Source organism: Paenarthrobacter sp. YAF11_1, assembly GCF_052113445.1.
GTDB lineage: Bacteria > Actinomycetota > Actinomycetes > Actinomycetales > Micrococcaceae > Arthrobacter.
Window position 1 is genome coordinate 24,901 of record NZ_JBFRDF010000008.1, and the last position, 14,462, is coordinate 39,362.

Consider the following 14,462-nt stretch of genomic DNA (forward strand, 5'->3'; position numbering starts at 1 on the left):
TCCTTCGACGGGATGGTTATGGCGTTGACGCTCCAGCTTCTTGGTGTCCCTGGCGGGGACTGGTCAAGAAAGCGTTTTCGGAGGCCCTGTACTGAGCCTATGCAGTTTTGTCCACAGAGTCAGCAATCCAGCCTGATCCTGTTTTTCCTAGGTCTGGGAGTCCTACCCACAATGGTGGTCTTTCACACAGCCCGAACGGCAGAATGGAGGGATGGGTCAAAGCGCCGAGTTCGGTAAATTCCTCAAAGTCATGCGTGCCCGCCTCTCACCCGACGACGCCGGGGCGCAGGAGTCCGGCGGTGCCCGCCGAGTGCCCGGACTCCGCCGCGAAGAGGTGGCACGCCTTTCCGGCGTGAGCACTGACTACTACACACGCCTGGAACAGGGCCGGAACATCCACCCCTCCAAGGCGGTCCTGGATTCCGTGGCCCGCGCACTGCGCCTGGACGCGGGGGAGCAGGCACACATGATGGACCTGCTGGAACACTGTGCCAGCTCGGCAGGAAGCCCCGGCCCCGTGCAAAAGGTGCGGCCGGCCCTGCGGCAGCTGCTGGACGCCGTCGGAGATGTTCCCGCCTTGGTGCTGGGCCGCCGCGCGGATGTCCTGGCCGGAAACCGGCTGGCCCACCTGCTGTTTACCGATTTCGCGGCTTTGCCTGCAGCCGAGCGGAACCTGACGCGGTGGACCATCCTGGATCCGGCGGCCGGAGCGCTGTTCAGGGATTGGAAGACCGTGGCCGCCGAGGCCGTCGGGGCGTTGCGCATGGATGTGGGCCGGCATCCCAACGACCCCCAAACCAACCAGCTGGTGGGCGAACTTGCTGTCCACAGTGAGCATTTCCGTCAGTGGTGGGCCGGGCACAGGGTGGCCACGCGCTCCGCAGGTACGGTCCGGTTGCACCACCCGGTGGTAGGCGACCTGGAACTGAACTTTGAAACCCTGGGTCTCCCGGACGACCCCGACCAGCTCCTTCGGGTCTATTCGGCCAAGGCGGGTTCGCCGTCGTCGGACGCTTTGACGCTCTTGAACTTTGGCGACATGGGCACCCAAGCTGAAGTCCCCGCAACCGAACCCGCCCGCCGAGAAGGCAGTTAATGACAATCCGGAGCTCCGGAACTGTCATCAACTGCCATCTCGCGGGTGGGTAGAGAGGGTGTCAGCGCCAGAGTCAGCGCTCCAGGCGGAAGCCGAGCTTGATGGTGACCTGCCAGTCGGCCACTGCGCCGTCCTCGAGGTGGCCGCGGATTTCCTTGACCTCAAACCAGTCCAGGTTCCGCAGGGTCTGGGAAGCTGTTGCGATGCCATTCTTGATCGCGTCGTCAACGCCTTCGGTGGAAGTTCCTACAATTTCGGAAACGCTATATGTGTGGCCAGCCATGGTGCTCCTCATCAACGTCTTACGAATCTGGAAAATCCGGCCCGCCAGGCAGGCCGTCCAAGCAGACTAGCCCACGGATCTCCGTGCGGCCAGAGCCTGCACTGGCCTAGCTTTCGCGCCAATCATTGCTGGTGATGTGCGAACCGGCCTGCGGTCCCATCTGCAACATTCCACCGTCCACGGGCCAGGACGCTCCATTGACATAGCTCGACGCCGGGGACGCGAGGAAGGCGACGACGGCGGCGACTTCGCGTGCATCACCGGGGCGTCCCAGCGGAACTCCGGGCCTTTCCTTCTGTGTGGGATCCTCGTCTTCCTGCCCGGTCATGGGCGTCGCAATCTCGCCCGGTGCCACGTTGTTGGCGGTGATCCCGTACTCGGCCAGTTCCAAGGCCATGGTTTTGATGAGCCCGCCCAATCCGTGCTTTGAAGCGTCGTAGGCGGAGGCACCCACCCGCGGCTGGAATTCGTGCACGCTGGTGACGGCGATGATCCGCCCGCCGCGGCCGGCCTTCACCATGCGCTTCGCCGCGGTTTGCATGGCCACGAACGCCCCGTTGAGGTTGGTGTCCAAGGTGGACATCCAGGTTTGGAAGTCGAGGTCAAGGAACTTGGTGCCGTCACCGGCTCCGGAGTTGTTGACGAAGACGTCCACGCCACCGAGTTCCTCAGCGAGCTGGTTGATTGCTTCTACCGTCCCCTGGACGTCTGTGGTGTCGAGGTGATGCACCACGGCTTTCTGGCCGAGGCCGCGGACCTCTTCCGCGGTTTCCTCTGCGCCCTGCTGGTCCGTGTGCCAGGTGATGCCTACGTCCATGCCGGCCTTGGCCAGAGCCACTGCCGTGGCCCGTCCGATGCCTGAATCCGATCCCGTGACAATGGCTGTCACCGGGGAAAATGGTGCGTCGCTCATGGTCCTGCCTTTCGCTCGGGTGATCATTCCGATAGATGTATCCCTACCCAGTGATACTGGGCATAAACACTCCCGGCACAAAAGGGTCATCCCGGCAGATGATGATGGAGTGTAGATTTTCTTGCAGCAGCACCCAGTGAATCCCCACAACCAGGAGTACTCATGTCAGAAGTTATTGTGGTCGGCGTCGACAACAGTGAAACCGCCAAGCGCGCAGCAGTGGCAGCAGCGAAGTTCGCCACCGCCCTCGGCGCAGAACTGCACGTGATCAGCGGCTTCTCCGATGACCGCATCGAAGAATTCGGCAGCGGCAGTGACCGCATCACCGTCTCCTCCGCCGACTCAGCGGAATACGTTGCCCGCAAGGTCTCCGAGGAGCTGGACGTTCCCGCCGGAAACATCAAGTACTTCGCAGCCCGCGGTACTCCGGCCAACGCCCTCATCAACTACGCCGAAACCAACAACGCCTCGCTGATCGTGGTCGGCAACAAGCGCATGAAGGGCCTGGGCCGCGTCCTGGGCAGCATCGCCAACAGCGTTGCCCACGGTGCGCCGTGCGACGTGTACATCGTCAACACGGACGTCGACGCGTAACCAGCCCAATGTAGGTAGCAGAGGCCGTTGTGGAAGTTCACAACGGCCTCTGCTGTTACTTGGCGGGTTACCGCGTTGGGTTCGCCATCTCAAGCACCTGCTGCCGGAGTCCAGTCACCCAGGAAGGTCTCCTTGGTGAACTTCAATGCTTCCTGGTCAGTGAGCTGGGGGTGGAACTCGTTGACGTACGCGCCGGACCCCGTGTTGTTGTACTCAGCGAAGCGGCCCTCCGTCCAAGCATGTCCGCTCATGTCGGACCAGCCCTGCACCGCGATGTGGCTGCCCAGTTGTGAGTCGCGGATGACGGCCATGGGGTGGGCGTCGGGATCGCTGCTGGCAAACCAGGGGCGGCCCAGGCTGACGGTTCCTGGCGCGGCATCGGACGTGAGGGTGCTGTTCACGATCAGGAAGCCGTACGGGTTGGAGTTCTTGGTGCTGGGGGCAACGATGTAACCGTTGTTGGTGTCACTGCCACGGTTCAGGGAGTGGATGGTGCAGTCATCGAAGACTGCGGTGCCACGGCCGTAGAGGAAGTCCACATCGCCTTCGATGTAGCAGTTTTTCAGATACGTTCGCGCGGTCGCATCCCGGCCGGTGGTGTCAGCCAGGTAGGTGTCCTGGTTGCCCAGGAAGCGGGTGTTGTCGAACGATACCTTGTCCGCCACGGTCCTCACTGCGAGGGCCTGGCTCCCGCCGTTGGCGGCTTCGTCATAGGCGTTCTCCACGGTGAGGTTGCGGACGGTGGTGCCCTCCGCCAGGACGTTGAGCGTTGCGCTGCCGGCTGCGCCCCACGTGCCACCGAAGAACTTGGCGCCGTTGGCCGGGAGGTCATAGGAAATCACGACGTCGGACGGGTCACCTGTTGCTCCCTGAAGCGTCACGTTGGGCCGGTCGGCCCAGACATTGACCATTTCCCTGTAGAAGCCGGGCTTGATGGTGATGGTCCGGGGCCGGGTGTTGCCCACCGGAATTGAGCCGATGGCCGCCTGCACACTGGCGAAGTCACCGGTGCCGTCCAACGCTACGGTGACCTCCGTCGTCGTGCTTGGCGCTTGGTTTTCGCGCGGTCCTGCACCCGAGTTGACCAAGCCGGGAACCTTGGCGGCGTCGTCCTTGGCGTAGGCGTAGAACTGCGTGGGGTCGAAGGCGCTGCCGACGCTGTCCTTGCGGCCACGCGTCGCATCGAAGATATTGTCCCTGTTGACGATTTCCGTCGCTGGATCCTTGGCCACCACAGGATCCGCAACCGCGGTGAAGTAGTTGCCCTCCAGGACCACCTTGGCGGCGTTGCGGCCCATCATTCCGTACTGGCCAATGTCCTGCAGATAGTTGTTGTAGACGTGTGCCGCTGCGGTGTTGTCCAAACTGAAGTTGCGCTGGACGGTGTTGCGGATCCAGTTATGGTGGACTGTCATTTTGGTGACCGCGTTGCTGGTCCAGCCGACACCCAGGGCTTTGTTGTTGTCCGCGAAGACGTTCCAGGAGTACGTGAGGTAGTCCGAGTCCTTGCGGGTATCGATCATGCCATCGCCCATGCGCTCAAACTTCATGTGGTCCACCCAGACGTGGTGCGAGGTATCCAGCTGGATCCCGTCGCGGTCATTGTCCGGGCGCTTGCCGTCCCAGTCACCGGGAATGTAGGAATCACGGACCGTGAAGTTCCGGAAGATCACGTTGGACACGTTGATGAGCTTGAACCCGGCATTGACCAGTTCCACGCCCGCGCCGGTGCCAATGAAGCTCTTGTTGGAGGTGACGGGAATCTTCACGTAGTCCTGCGCGGTGATCCTGCCTTTGAGGAAGATGACCAGGGGTTCCTCTGCTGCGGCATAGGCCGCCAGCTCCTCAAGCGACGACGCACTGACGTGCCTGCCGGCCTGGCCGCCGGTGGTCCCGTCCAGTCCGTTGCCGGGCAGGGAAGCGAACCCGTCAGGGCGCTGCTTCCACAGAGCGGCCGGTGCGGACGACTCCGTACCGCTGTGGATGGGCTCCGCCCGGGCGGGCGCAGCGGTAAGGCTTCCAAGAATGACGACGGCGGTGACCGCGCCGAGCAGGCGTCGCAGGCGCATGCAAAACTCCTTTGTCTTGTGAGGTGGGGCTTGTCAGGTGGGGCTTCAGGTGGAGGGACTACTTCAGCCCCGTGGTGGCAATACCGTTGATCAGGTACTTCTGCCCGGCAATGAAGAAGCCGATAATCGGTGCGATGGACACCACCGACATCGCAAACATGGGACCCCACATGCTCTGGCCTTCGGAGTCCATGAAGGCGCGCAGGGCCAGGGGGACGGTGTAGAGGTCCTGGTTCTGGATGTAGAGCAGCGGCCCGAAGAACTCGTTCCACGTGGAGATGAACGTGAAGATCGCGGTGGTGGCCATGGCCGGAACACAGAGCGGCAGGATCACGCGGATGAACGTCCGGAAGGGGCCGCATCCGTCGATCTGGGCGGCGTCGTCCAATTCCTTGGGCAGGGACTTCATGAACTGGACCATCAGGAAGATGAAGAAGGCGTTCGTGGCCATGAAGTTGGGCACGATCAGCGGCAAGTACGTATCCAACCATCCCAGCTGCGAGAAGATGATGTACTGCGGAACCAACAGCACGTGGCCCGGCAACATCAGGGTTCCCAGCATGAGGGCGAAGAACAGCTTCCGGCCCGTGAACTCCATCCGGGCAAAGGCATAGGCCGCCAGCGCGCAGGAGAAGATGTTGCCGATGATGGAGAAGATCACGATGACCATGGAGTTGATCAGGTACACGTGGAACGGCTGGTCCAGGGCGGTCCAGCCCTGTGCATAGTTTGAGAAGTCCCAGTTCTCCGGCCACAGTCCCAACTGCCGGAAGATATCGTTGCTGGGCTTCAGCGAACTGGAGATCAGCCACAGCAAGGGGTAGAGCATTACCAGCCCCACCAGGCAGAGGATCAGGTGCCGCGAGAAGCGGGTAGCCGGCGTGCCTGTCAAGGCATCTTCGGGCTGTTCCTGCTTGGCCAGCTTGCGCTTGAGGGGTAGATCAAGGAGTGCCATGGGGTTGCCTTAATTGTCGTAGAAGACCCAGAACTTGGATGCGATGAAATTGATGGCGGTGAAAATCGCGATGATCATCAACAGCAGCCAGGCCATGGCCGAGGCATATCCCATCTCGAACTCGGTGAAGCCCTTCTGGTAGAGGTACAGGTTGTAGAACAGCGTGGAATCCGCCGGACCACCCGTACCGCCACTCATCACGTAGCCCTGGGTGAAGGTCTGGAAGGAACCGATGAGCTGCATGATGAGGTTGAAGAAGATGATGGGGCTGATCAGGGGCAAGGTGATGTTCCGGAACTGCCGCCACTTGGAGGCCCCATCAATGGAGGCTGCCTCGTAATACATGCCCGGAACCTGCCGCAGCCCGGCGAGGAAGATCACCATGGGGGAGCCGAAGGTCCACACGTTCAGCACAATCAGCGTGCTCAGCGAGAACTGCGGATCGGTCACCCACGCAGGGCCCTGGATCCCGAACAATCCCAGGAACCCGTTGACGATGCCGTCGTTGCCGAAGATGTAGCGCCACAGCATCACGATTGCCACGCTCCCGCCCAGCAGGGATGGCAAGTAATACACGGAACGGTAGATCGAAAGGCCCTGAAGCCCCCGGTTCAGCACCAGGGCAACCAGCAAAGCAACAGCCAGGGAGATCGGCACCGAGACAAACGTGTAAACGAAGGTGACCTTCAGCGACTGAAGGAGCCGCGGGTCCTCGAACATCGCCTGGAAGTTCGCGAGTCCCACGAAGTTGGGCTCGGTGAAGAGGTTGTAGTCCGTGAAGGCCAGGTACAACGAGGCGAAGAACGGAATGACGGTGAACAGCATCCCCAGGAACCAGGGGAGCAGGAACAGATACCCCGACCGCTGCTTCTTCCGCCGGGAAGGACGGATGCGGGGCTTGCCGTCCGTTGTCGGAGCCGGAGTGGAGGCGCCGGGAGGCTGTTTGGTCAGAACCGACATGGTGCCGCCGTCCTCTCAGGAACAGGTCCGGAGTTATTTGTTGATGGCTGCATTGCTCTTCTCCATGAAAGTCTTTGCGGCATCGGCGGGACTGACACGGCCGAACTCCACCTCGGTGGTCAACTGCTTGAGGGTGTCGGCCACAACACTGGCGCCCTTCGGATACACATACGCAGCAGGAAGTTCGTCTTCCTGGATGGCGGCCATCATGTCCACGAACGTCTTGTCATCGGCACTCAACTTCGGGGTGATGGCATCAGCCACCTCCGGGTTGATCGGAACACCACGCTGGGTGAGGACCTCGGCCGCGCCTTCGGCATCGTTTGTCAGGAAGTCCACCAACTTCGCAGCTTCCTTGGGGTGCTTGGACTTGGCAGCGATGGACCACAACATGGTGGGGTCCGCGGAGTAGCCACGGCGCTCGCCGGTGGTTTCGCCCGGAATGCGCAGCAGGACCACTTCGCCTTCGACGGCCTCGTTATAGCCGCGGAAATTGTTGATGGGGATGATCTGGGAAGCCACAGTGCCCTTGGCCAAGTACGACTGTGCCGGGGAACCACCAATTTGCTCGAAGAACCCAGCCGGTGGGTAGCCGCCGGCCTTGCGAAGGTCCACGCTGTACTGGAACCAGTCCTCAATGGTCTTCTCGCTGACGCCAAGCTTGTTGTCCTTGGTGTAGAAGTCCTCGCCGCGTTGACGGGCGAGGATGATTGGGCCGGTTTCGGTGGCGACGTCGTAACCGGCTCCGTAGACTTTTCCGCCGGTCTTCTGCGTGACTTCCGTGGCAAACCTGGCGTAGTCCTCCCAGCTCCAGGTCTTGTCATCCGGGATGGTGACGCCCGCCTGGTCCGTGATGGTTTTGTTCACCACCATGCCAATGGTGGTGACACCGGTGGCGAGGCCGTAGAGCTTGCCATCCACCTCGCCTCGGCTGAGCGTGGTTTCAGGGACCTTGTCCAGGTTCAGCTCGGGGAATGACTTGAGGTCGGCCAACGTGCCGCGCTGGGCGTACTCCAGGAGGCTGCGGTTGGCCATGGCCAGGACGTCCGGCGGGTTGCCGCCGGCGAAGCGCGTGGCGAGCTTGTCTGCGTAAGGACCGCTGTCCTGGTATTCGGTCTTGACGGTGATGCCCGGGTTCTTTTTTTCAAAGATCCGCAGGGCCGCCTCGGTCATCTTGGCGCGGTTCGCGTCGCCCCAGAACACGAAATTCAACTCCACGTTTCCACCGCTGCCCGACTGCGCGCCGCCACCTCCCCCGCAGCCAGTGAGGGCCAGGCCTGCCGCAACCACCGCGGCCCCCAGGACCATCCTGCGCGGGATAGGAGTGCTTGCTGTCTTCTTCATTGAATGACGCCTTTCTGATGTCCGTGAGTGGACGTGGGTGGTGGTTTTGAGCTTGAGAGTGCAGAAACTTTCTGCACCTTGAGGCCGGAGCTGGGCAGCTGAATCGGCTTGAGGGATCGTTTGGGACGTTCAAAAGTAGCGAGTAAACGATTTCTAGCAAGGAATCGCTGTGACTGTCAACACATCGGGGATGCATATCGAGAAATTACTCAAGAAACTTTCTTAAGATGTTGCCGAACTCTTTCTGTCGTGATTATGCTGATTCCCACACCAGCCAATGCCAGCCAACCCGCCGTGAAGGAGATCCAATGGGTAGCTTCCAACTACGTGGAACGCACGTGATGCAGGAGAATGCCGGACAGGATCTGGCCCCCCGCATGGCTCCGAGGCCCTACCTTCACCCCATCCGCTCGGGGGCCGGAGTGATACTCACCGAGGCCGCCCCCGAGGACCACCCGCACCACCTGGGCTTATCGCTGGCCCTCTCTGACGTGAACGGAACCAATTTTTGGGGCGGGTCGACCTACACCGGGAACGGTCCGGCGGTCCTCCCCAACCACGGGCGGCAAATCCCGTCGGGCTGGCAGCATCTGGACGGGCACTCGGAAGGAGACATCGCCTGGATCAATCACAGCGACCAGCAGGTGGCCAGCGAACGCCGGAGTTACTCCTATCAGGAGCATCCGGTTCGGAACGCGTGGAGCTTTGCGTTTGCCTCGGTGATCCGCCCCGCCGGTGCCGTGGAGCAATTGTCCGTGTCGTCGTCGGCCGTTAAGGGGCGTACAGGAGCCGGCTACGGTGGAATCTTCTGGCGCTTTCCACCCGGGGACGGCCCCGTGCAGGTGCTCTGTTCCGATGGGTCGGGTGTCGAAGCGGCGCACGGTTCCCTGTCCCCGTGGCTCTTGGTGGGACTACGGCAGCAGGGCAAGGATGCCGGCGTGATACTCGCGCAGGACCCCGGGCAGCTCCGTCCCTGGTTCGTCAGAACCGAAGGGTACGTCGGCGCAGGGCCCGCCGTCGCGTGGGACAAACCAGTCACTGCGGACCGGGACAAGCCCCTCACGCTCAACCTCCACGCGGTGATCCACGACGGCAAAGTGGCCACCAGCCACCACGCCCAAGAACTCCTTCAGCAGCACTTTCACTTCAGCAACTCACCCGACAGGACGACATGACAGCCCGACCCCGCGTGCCCGAATACAGCAACCCCATCCTGAACGGTGACTGGCCGGACCCGGATGCCGTCCAGGTTGAGGGCACCTATTACCTCATCGCCTCCAGCTTCAACCGGGTCCCCGGGCTGCCGGTGCTTCGCTCCAAAAACCTGGTGGACTGGGAGCATGCCGGGCATGCCCTTCCGGAACTGCCGCAAACCAACCACTACTCCCTGGTGCGCCACGGAAGCGGTGTATGGGCTCCCGCACTCCGTTATCACGACGGCAAATTCTGGATCTTCTACCCGGATCCGGATCACGGCATCTTCGTCCTGAGCGCGGAGAAGGCCGAGGGTCCTTGGAGCGCGCCACACCTTCTGTATGCCGGCCGCGGCCTGATTGATCCCTGCCCGTTGTGGGACGAGGACGGGCAGGCGTACCTGGTGCATGGCTGGGCGAAGAGCCGCATCGGGGTGAAGAACCGGCTGACGGTCCACCGGATGAGCCCCGACGCAACCCGATTGCTGGACCACGGAACCCACGTCATCAACGGCGAAGACCTGCCCGGATTCACCACTTTGGAGGGCCCCAAGTTTTACAAGCGCGAGGGTTGGTACTGGATCTTCGCACCTGCCGGCGGGGTTTCCACCGGATGGCAGTCGGTGTTCCGCTCGCGGTCTCCTTTTGGGCCCTACGAGGAACGCCGGGTTCTGGAGCAGGGTGGTTCGCCGGTGAACGGCCCGCACCAAGGCGCGTGGGTCACCACTCCCGAGGGGCAGGACTGGTTCCTGCACTTCCAGGACCGCGGAGCCTTCGGCCGTGTGGTCCACCTCCAACCCATGGGTTGGGATGCGGACGGCTGGCCGTGGATGGGCGCAACCGCGGACGACGACGGACCGGGAACCCCGGTTTTGGTCCACCCCTACCCGGCGGGTACTTCGCCGGAAGATGTGGCTCCTCCCACCAGCGACAACTTCACGTCCCCCGGACTGGGGCCGCAGTGGCACTGGCAGGCCAACCCACGCAAGGAGTGGCTGTCCACTTGTGGAGGAGGGCATCTGGTCCTGCGTCCGCAAGCCAACGATCCCATCAACCTGCGCGAACTCCCCAACGTCCTGGGCCAGATCCTCCCCGGCGTGCCGTCCACCTTTACCACCACGCTGGAACTGGACGATGTTCCGGCAGGTACCCGGGCCGGCGTCGTGGTTCTTGGCCAACGGTATGCCTGGCTGGGGATCGTACGGACGGGTGACGGGTATGTCCTGGGCAGCGGCACTGGCAGCGAAGGTCCGCAGGAGCTTCCCGTGGGGCGTGCGGTGGAACTTCCGGGGCCGCGGATCGAACTTCAGATCAGGACGGATGAGACCCCGCGAGCCACCTTTGCCTGGCGTGTAGGTCCCACTGATCCGTGGCAGATCCCGCTGTGGGATTTCGATGTGATGGAGGGACGCTGGATCGGGGCTGAGCTGGGGATATTCACGGCCTCACCCTTGGGTTCGAGCGAAAGCGGCAGTGTTATCGTTGGACCCGTGCGGGTCGAAACTGCGCCGGTCCGCCGGACAACGGCTCCGCGCATTGCCGCTTCAGTTTCCCCATGAGTTCAAGGACTGCCCCGTTGACCGCAACTCCGCGCCCCAGGATTGCAGACGTGGCTGCGGCCGCGGGCGTCTCCGTGCCCACCGTTTCCAAGGTGCTGAACGGCCGTTCGCACGTTTCCGAGGCCACGCGTGCCCGTGTTCAGCAGGCCTTGGAAGAGCTCGACTACACCAAGCGGAACACTGCCACTGAGCCCGGACTGCTGCAATTGGTGGTGAACAACTTCGATTCCCCGTGGGTCCTGGAAACCATGGAGGGAGTGGAAGCTGCAGCTGCGCGGCTCGGCTACACCGTGGCCTACACGCGGGCCGTCAACGCCACCGTGGAGAACTGGCAGAAACTGCGGGAGCCCTCCGGCAACCGCCTGGATGGTGTGATGCTGCTGGCTCCGCGCCAAGGATCAGCCTTGGTGGACCAGGCGCGGGCACTGAAAATTCCGGCCGTCGCCATTGACCCCGAAGGTTCGGAGGGACTGCAGATTCCCAGCGTCAGCCCGGCGTCGTTCTCCGGAGCGTTGGGCGCGGTGTCCCATCTCCTGGGCTTGGGGCATGAACGCATCGGCATCATCACGGGCCGCGTGCACAGCCCCGGCCACGGCCGGGCGCGCTACGCCGCCTACGCCGCCGCCCTGCACGAAGCCGGGCTCCCGGTCCTTCCCGAGTTTGTGCGCGACGGCGACTTCAGCATCGAGTCCGGCCTTCGCCTGGGCGGGGAACTCCTGGATCTCCCCGAGCGGCCCACCGCGATCTTCACGGGCAGCGACCTGCAGGCCCTCGGAGTCATGAACGCCGCAGCGCAGCGATCCCTGAAAATACCTGACGACCTCAGCGTGGTGGGCTTCGATGACATCGCCCAGGCCGCCCTCACCTCCCCGCCGCTCACCACGGTCCGGCAGCCGCTCGCTCAGCTGGCATCGATGGCCGTGGGCATGCTCGCGGAACAGATCGACCAGCCCGGCCTTGGCTCCTCGGCAGCCCTCGAGGTGGCCACGGAACTGGTAGTCCGCGCGAGCACCGCCCCGCCCAACTAGCCCCGCGCTTAGTGGCCCTGGAACGCCTCCGCCAGCCACCACGATCCGCCGTCGGACGCGATCTTGGCGTCGATCACGAGGGGCCGGTCCTGCGTCCCGGCTTCGTAGGCCTCGATCCACGGGCGCACGGCTTCCAGGTCCGCAATGGTCCGTACGGTCACGCCTTCGGCGCCGAATCCGCGGGCTATGGCAGCGATGTCCGTTTCCGGGAACACGACGCTGGAGAGCTCGGCCTCGGTGTGCTCCGACGCGAAGTGGTGGACCTCGGCCCCGTACGCTGCGTCGTTGTAGACGATGCACACCAAAGGCAGTTTGAGCCTCGCGGCGGTCTCCAACTCGCTGATGCCCATCAGGAATCCGCCGTCGCCCGCGCCCAGCACCGGCAGCCGGTGCGGCTGGGCAAGCGCGGCGCCAATGGCCGTGTAAAGCCCCAGCCCGATCGCCTGAAACGCCTGGGTGAAGCAGAATCCGAACTCGTCCGGCACAGCGAGGTACTGGCTGGGGTAGCCCATGAAGTTGCCCGAATCCACGGCCACGATCCGCTCCGCCGGCAGCAGCGAATCCAGTTCCCGGGTGAGGACGCGGGGGTCGATGGACGTCGCCGTGGACAGATCTTCTGTGGAAACGTCCCGCCATCTGGAGCCCTGCTTGATGGCCAGGGCATTGGCTTCGGAGCGGTATTTTTCAGCAGGCTCAGGCTGCACGGTCCGCAGCGCCGGCAGGGCGTCAGCGGCAGTCAGTGCCGAGTCTCCCAGCAGCCCCAGGGTGATGGGCCGGTTGGCGCCGAGCGCGGAATCTTCGACGTCGATCTGCACCACGTTGGTGCCGGTGGAGATGAGCCGCCCGTGCCGCATGGTCCACATATTCAGCGCGCAACCCCACCCCACAATCAGGTCGGCGCCGCTGATGAGCTCCGCCGTCGTGGGCGAAGAGAAGCCGCCGGAAATCCCCAGATTGTGCGAGTCGCCGTTGAACAGCCCACTTGCCACGGCCGACGTCGCCACCAATGCTCCAGCATGCCGCGCTAATTCCAGGATCTCGTCCCGGGCGCCGCGCCCTCCGCGTCCGGCGACGAACACCGGACGTTCAGCGGCGGAAATCAGCGCCACCAACTGCTCAACGGCGGCAGCGTCCGGGCGGATCTTCAAGGGCTCAGGCACGACGACGGCACTCACCTCATCTGCCGTGGTTGAGGATGTGGCACTTTGGACGTCCAACGGCAAGCTCAGGACCACGGTGCGGCGCTCATTGACCGCGGTCCGGAAAGCCCTGACGGTGTCTGCCACAGCTGTGGCTGGGGAGTGGATGCGTTCAGCCACGGCTCCGACGCTGCGGGCCAGCCCGTCTTGGTCGATCTTGAAGTTGGACCGGATCGCTGCGGCCTGGGTGTCGGCGGTCAGCACGATCATGGGAGTGCGGCTCTTCGCGGCTTCACCGATTCCCGTGATGGCATTGCTCAGCCCGCAGCCTTGGTGCGTGGTGACCACTCCCACCTTGCCGGACATCCGCGAGTAGGCGTCGGCCATGGTCGCAGCACCGCCTTCATGCCGGGTGGCAGTGAAAGGGATTCCTTCGGCCATGAGGGTGCCGGTGACGTCGAAGTTGCCGCTGCCCACCACGCCGAAAACATGCCCGACGCCGAGCTTCGCCAGCGTCCTGCCCACCAGGGTGGAAACCCGTACGTGCTCGCTCATGCCTTCTCCACCAGCGCGTAAACACGGCTCGGGCTGCCAGTGCCGCCCACGATCGGCAGGGGAGCAACCACCAGTGTGGCACCAGTGACGGGAAGCCGGTCCACATTCCGCAGCGAGGTGACGCCATACTTGTCCGCGCCGAGGAGGAACGAATGCACGGGGAACATCGGATCCAGCGCGCCGGCCTGCCCTGCATCGATCCCCACGGTTTCCACCCCGAAACCGCTGATCGAGGCGTTACCGGCAAGCCACTTGGCACCTGCCGCAGAGACCCCTGGAGTGTGGGGTCCGGCGTCGTCCGCGTTGACGAAAGCCGCAGCATCAGCGCCGCGGGCCGCCCATCCGGTCCGGAAGATGACCCAGCAATTCTCGGGGAACGCACCATGCGCCTCCTGCCACTGCTCAAAATGTTCCGGTTCCAGCAGGAAGTCAGGGTTCGCGGAGACCTCTGCGGTCTTGTCGATCACCACCACGGGACCCACCAACCGGTGCGGCTCGATCTTGTCCACGGACTTGCCGTCCTTGCCGGTGATCCAGTGGACCGGAGCATCCAGGTGCGTCCCCGCGTGTTCACCCACGGTGACGTCGTTCCATGCCCAGGCCGGGCCGGCGTCGTCGAAATTGCTCACCGGCGAGACGGACAGCCCCACCGTGTTCGCGAAGGGCTGCGGAAGGTTCAAGATGGGGGTTTCGGAACTGAGGGGCGTGGTGAGGTCGATGATTTCCACTGAACCACTCGAAAGGGCTGCAGTGAGCCCGGCCAGAACAGACATT

Annotated in this window: 13 protein-coding genes; 5 read left to right on the forward strand and 8 right to left on the reverse strand. The window is 63.4% G+C overall.

From position 1 onward, the window contains the following. Nucleotides 1–211 precede the first annotated feature (211 nt). Nucleotides 212–1,096: a helix-turn-helix domain-containing protein gene (locus tag AB4Y77_RS13580; protein WP_311211702.1), complete on the forward strand. Its 885-nt coding sequence runs from the start codon at nucleotides 212–214 to the stop codon at nucleotides 1,094–1,096. 73 nt (nucleotides 1,097–1,169) lie between these two features. Here the strand turns inward: AB4Y77_RS13580 and AB4Y77_RS13585 are convergent, their stop codons facing one another. Together AB4Y77_RS13585 and AB4Y77_RS13590 are read right to left on the reverse strand one after the other, a co-directional pair. Then, nucleotides 1,170–1,379: a dodecin gene (locus AB4Y77_RS13585; protein WP_011773002.1), complete on the reverse strand. Its 210-nt coding sequence runs from the start codon at nucleotides 1,377–1,379 to the stop codon at nucleotides 1,170–1,172. A 106-nt stretch (nucleotides 1,380–1,485) separates the two neighbouring features. After that, nucleotides 1,486–2,292 (reverse strand): SDR family oxidoreductase, encoded by an 807-nt coding sequence (locus tag AB4Y77_RS13590; protein ID WP_442014316.1) that lies wholly within the window; start codon nucleotides 2,290–2,292, stop codon nucleotides 1,486–1,488. Between the two features lie 162 nt (nucleotides 2,293–2,454). On the opposite strand from AB4Y77_RS13590, the gene AB4Y77_RS13595 reads away from it, so the two are divergent. Continuing rightward, on the forward strand, nucleotides 2,455–2,886 hold the full coding sequence (locus AB4Y77_RS13595; protein ID WP_024819067.1) for a universal stress protein: 432 nt from the start codon (nucleotides 2,455–2,457) through the stop codon (nucleotides 2,884–2,886). Between the two features lie 89 nt (nucleotides 2,887–2,975). On the opposite strand, the gene AB4Y77_RS13600 is transcribed toward AB4Y77_RS13595, so the two are convergent. Genes AB4Y77_RS13600 through AB4Y77_RS13615 form a run of 4 tightly spaced genes read right to left on the reverse strand, consistent with a single transcriptional unit; the run spans nucleotide 2,976 to nucleotide 8,214 of the window. Then, entirely contained in the window at nucleotides 2,976–4,955 is a 1,980-nt protein-coding gene (locus AB4Y77_RS13600; RefSeq protein WP_442014317.1) for a pectinesterase family protein, read from the reverse strand. Nucleotides 4,956–5,013: 58 nt separating this feature from the next. Further along, nucleotides 5,014–5,910: a carbohydrate ABC transporter permease gene (locus AB4Y77_RS13605; protein ID WP_311211699.1), complete on the reverse strand. Its 897-nt coding sequence runs from the start codon at nucleotides 5,908–5,910 to the stop codon at nucleotides 5,014–5,016. 9 nt (nucleotides 5,911–5,919) lie between these two features. Beyond that, nucleotides 5,920–6,870: a carbohydrate ABC transporter permease gene (locus AB4Y77_RS13610; protein ID WP_311211698.1), complete on the reverse strand. Its 951-nt coding sequence runs from the start codon at nucleotides 6,868–6,870 to the stop codon at nucleotides 5,920–5,922. A 33-nt stretch (nucleotides 6,871–6,903) separates the two neighbouring features. Continuing rightward, entirely contained in the window at nucleotides 6,904–8,214 is a 1,311-nt protein-coding gene (locus AB4Y77_RS13615) for an ABC transporter substrate-binding protein (RefSeq protein ID WP_311211697.1), read from the reverse strand. A 308-nt stretch (nucleotides 8,215–8,522) separates the two neighbouring features. On the opposite strand from AB4Y77_RS13615, the gene AB4Y77_RS13620 reads away from it, so the two are divergent. The 3 genes from AB4Y77_RS13620 to AB4Y77_RS13630 are packed head-to-tail and all read left to right on the forward strand — an operon-like array spanning nucleotide 8,523 to nucleotide 11,994. Next, the gene (locus AB4Y77_RS13620; protein ID WP_311211696.1) at nucleotides 8,523–9,389 is read left to right on the forward strand and encodes a PmoA family protein; all 867 of its coding nucleotides are present in this window, start codon (nucleotides 8,523–8,525) and stop codon (nucleotides 9,387–9,389) included. Further along, complete coding sequence (locus AB4Y77_RS13625; RefSeq protein ID WP_442014318.1) at nucleotides 9,386–10,966, forward strand: family 43 glycosylhydrolase; 1,581 nt, start codon at nucleotides 9,386–9,388, stop codon at nucleotides 10,964–10,966. The genes AB4Y77_RS13620 and AB4Y77_RS13625 overlap by 4 nt, the downstream gene beginning before the upstream one ends. Next, complete coding sequence (locus tag AB4Y77_RS13630) at nucleotides 10,963–11,994, forward strand: LacI family DNA-binding transcriptional regulator (RefSeq protein WP_311211694.1); 1,032 nt, start codon at nucleotides 10,963–10,965, stop codon at nucleotides 11,992–11,994. The genes AB4Y77_RS13625 and AB4Y77_RS13630 overlap by 4 nt, the downstream gene beginning before the upstream one ends. An 8-nt stretch (nucleotides 11,995–12,002) precedes the next feature. On the opposite strand, the gene AB4Y77_RS13635 is transcribed toward AB4Y77_RS13630, so the two are convergent. Beyond that, on the reverse strand, nucleotides 12,003–13,688 hold the full coding sequence (locus AB4Y77_RS13635; protein WP_311211693.1) for a thiamine pyrophosphate-binding protein: 1,686 nt from the start codon (nucleotides 13,686–13,688) through the stop codon (nucleotides 12,003–12,005). Next, on the reverse strand, nucleotides 13,685–14,461 hold the full coding sequence (locus AB4Y77_RS13640; RefSeq protein ID WP_442014319.1) for a cyclase family protein: 777 nt from the start codon (nucleotides 14,459–14,461) through the stop codon (nucleotides 13,685–13,687). The genes AB4Y77_RS13635 and AB4Y77_RS13640 overlap by 4 nt, the downstream gene beginning before the upstream one ends. Between the last annotated feature and the right edge of the window lies 1 nt (nucleotide 14,462).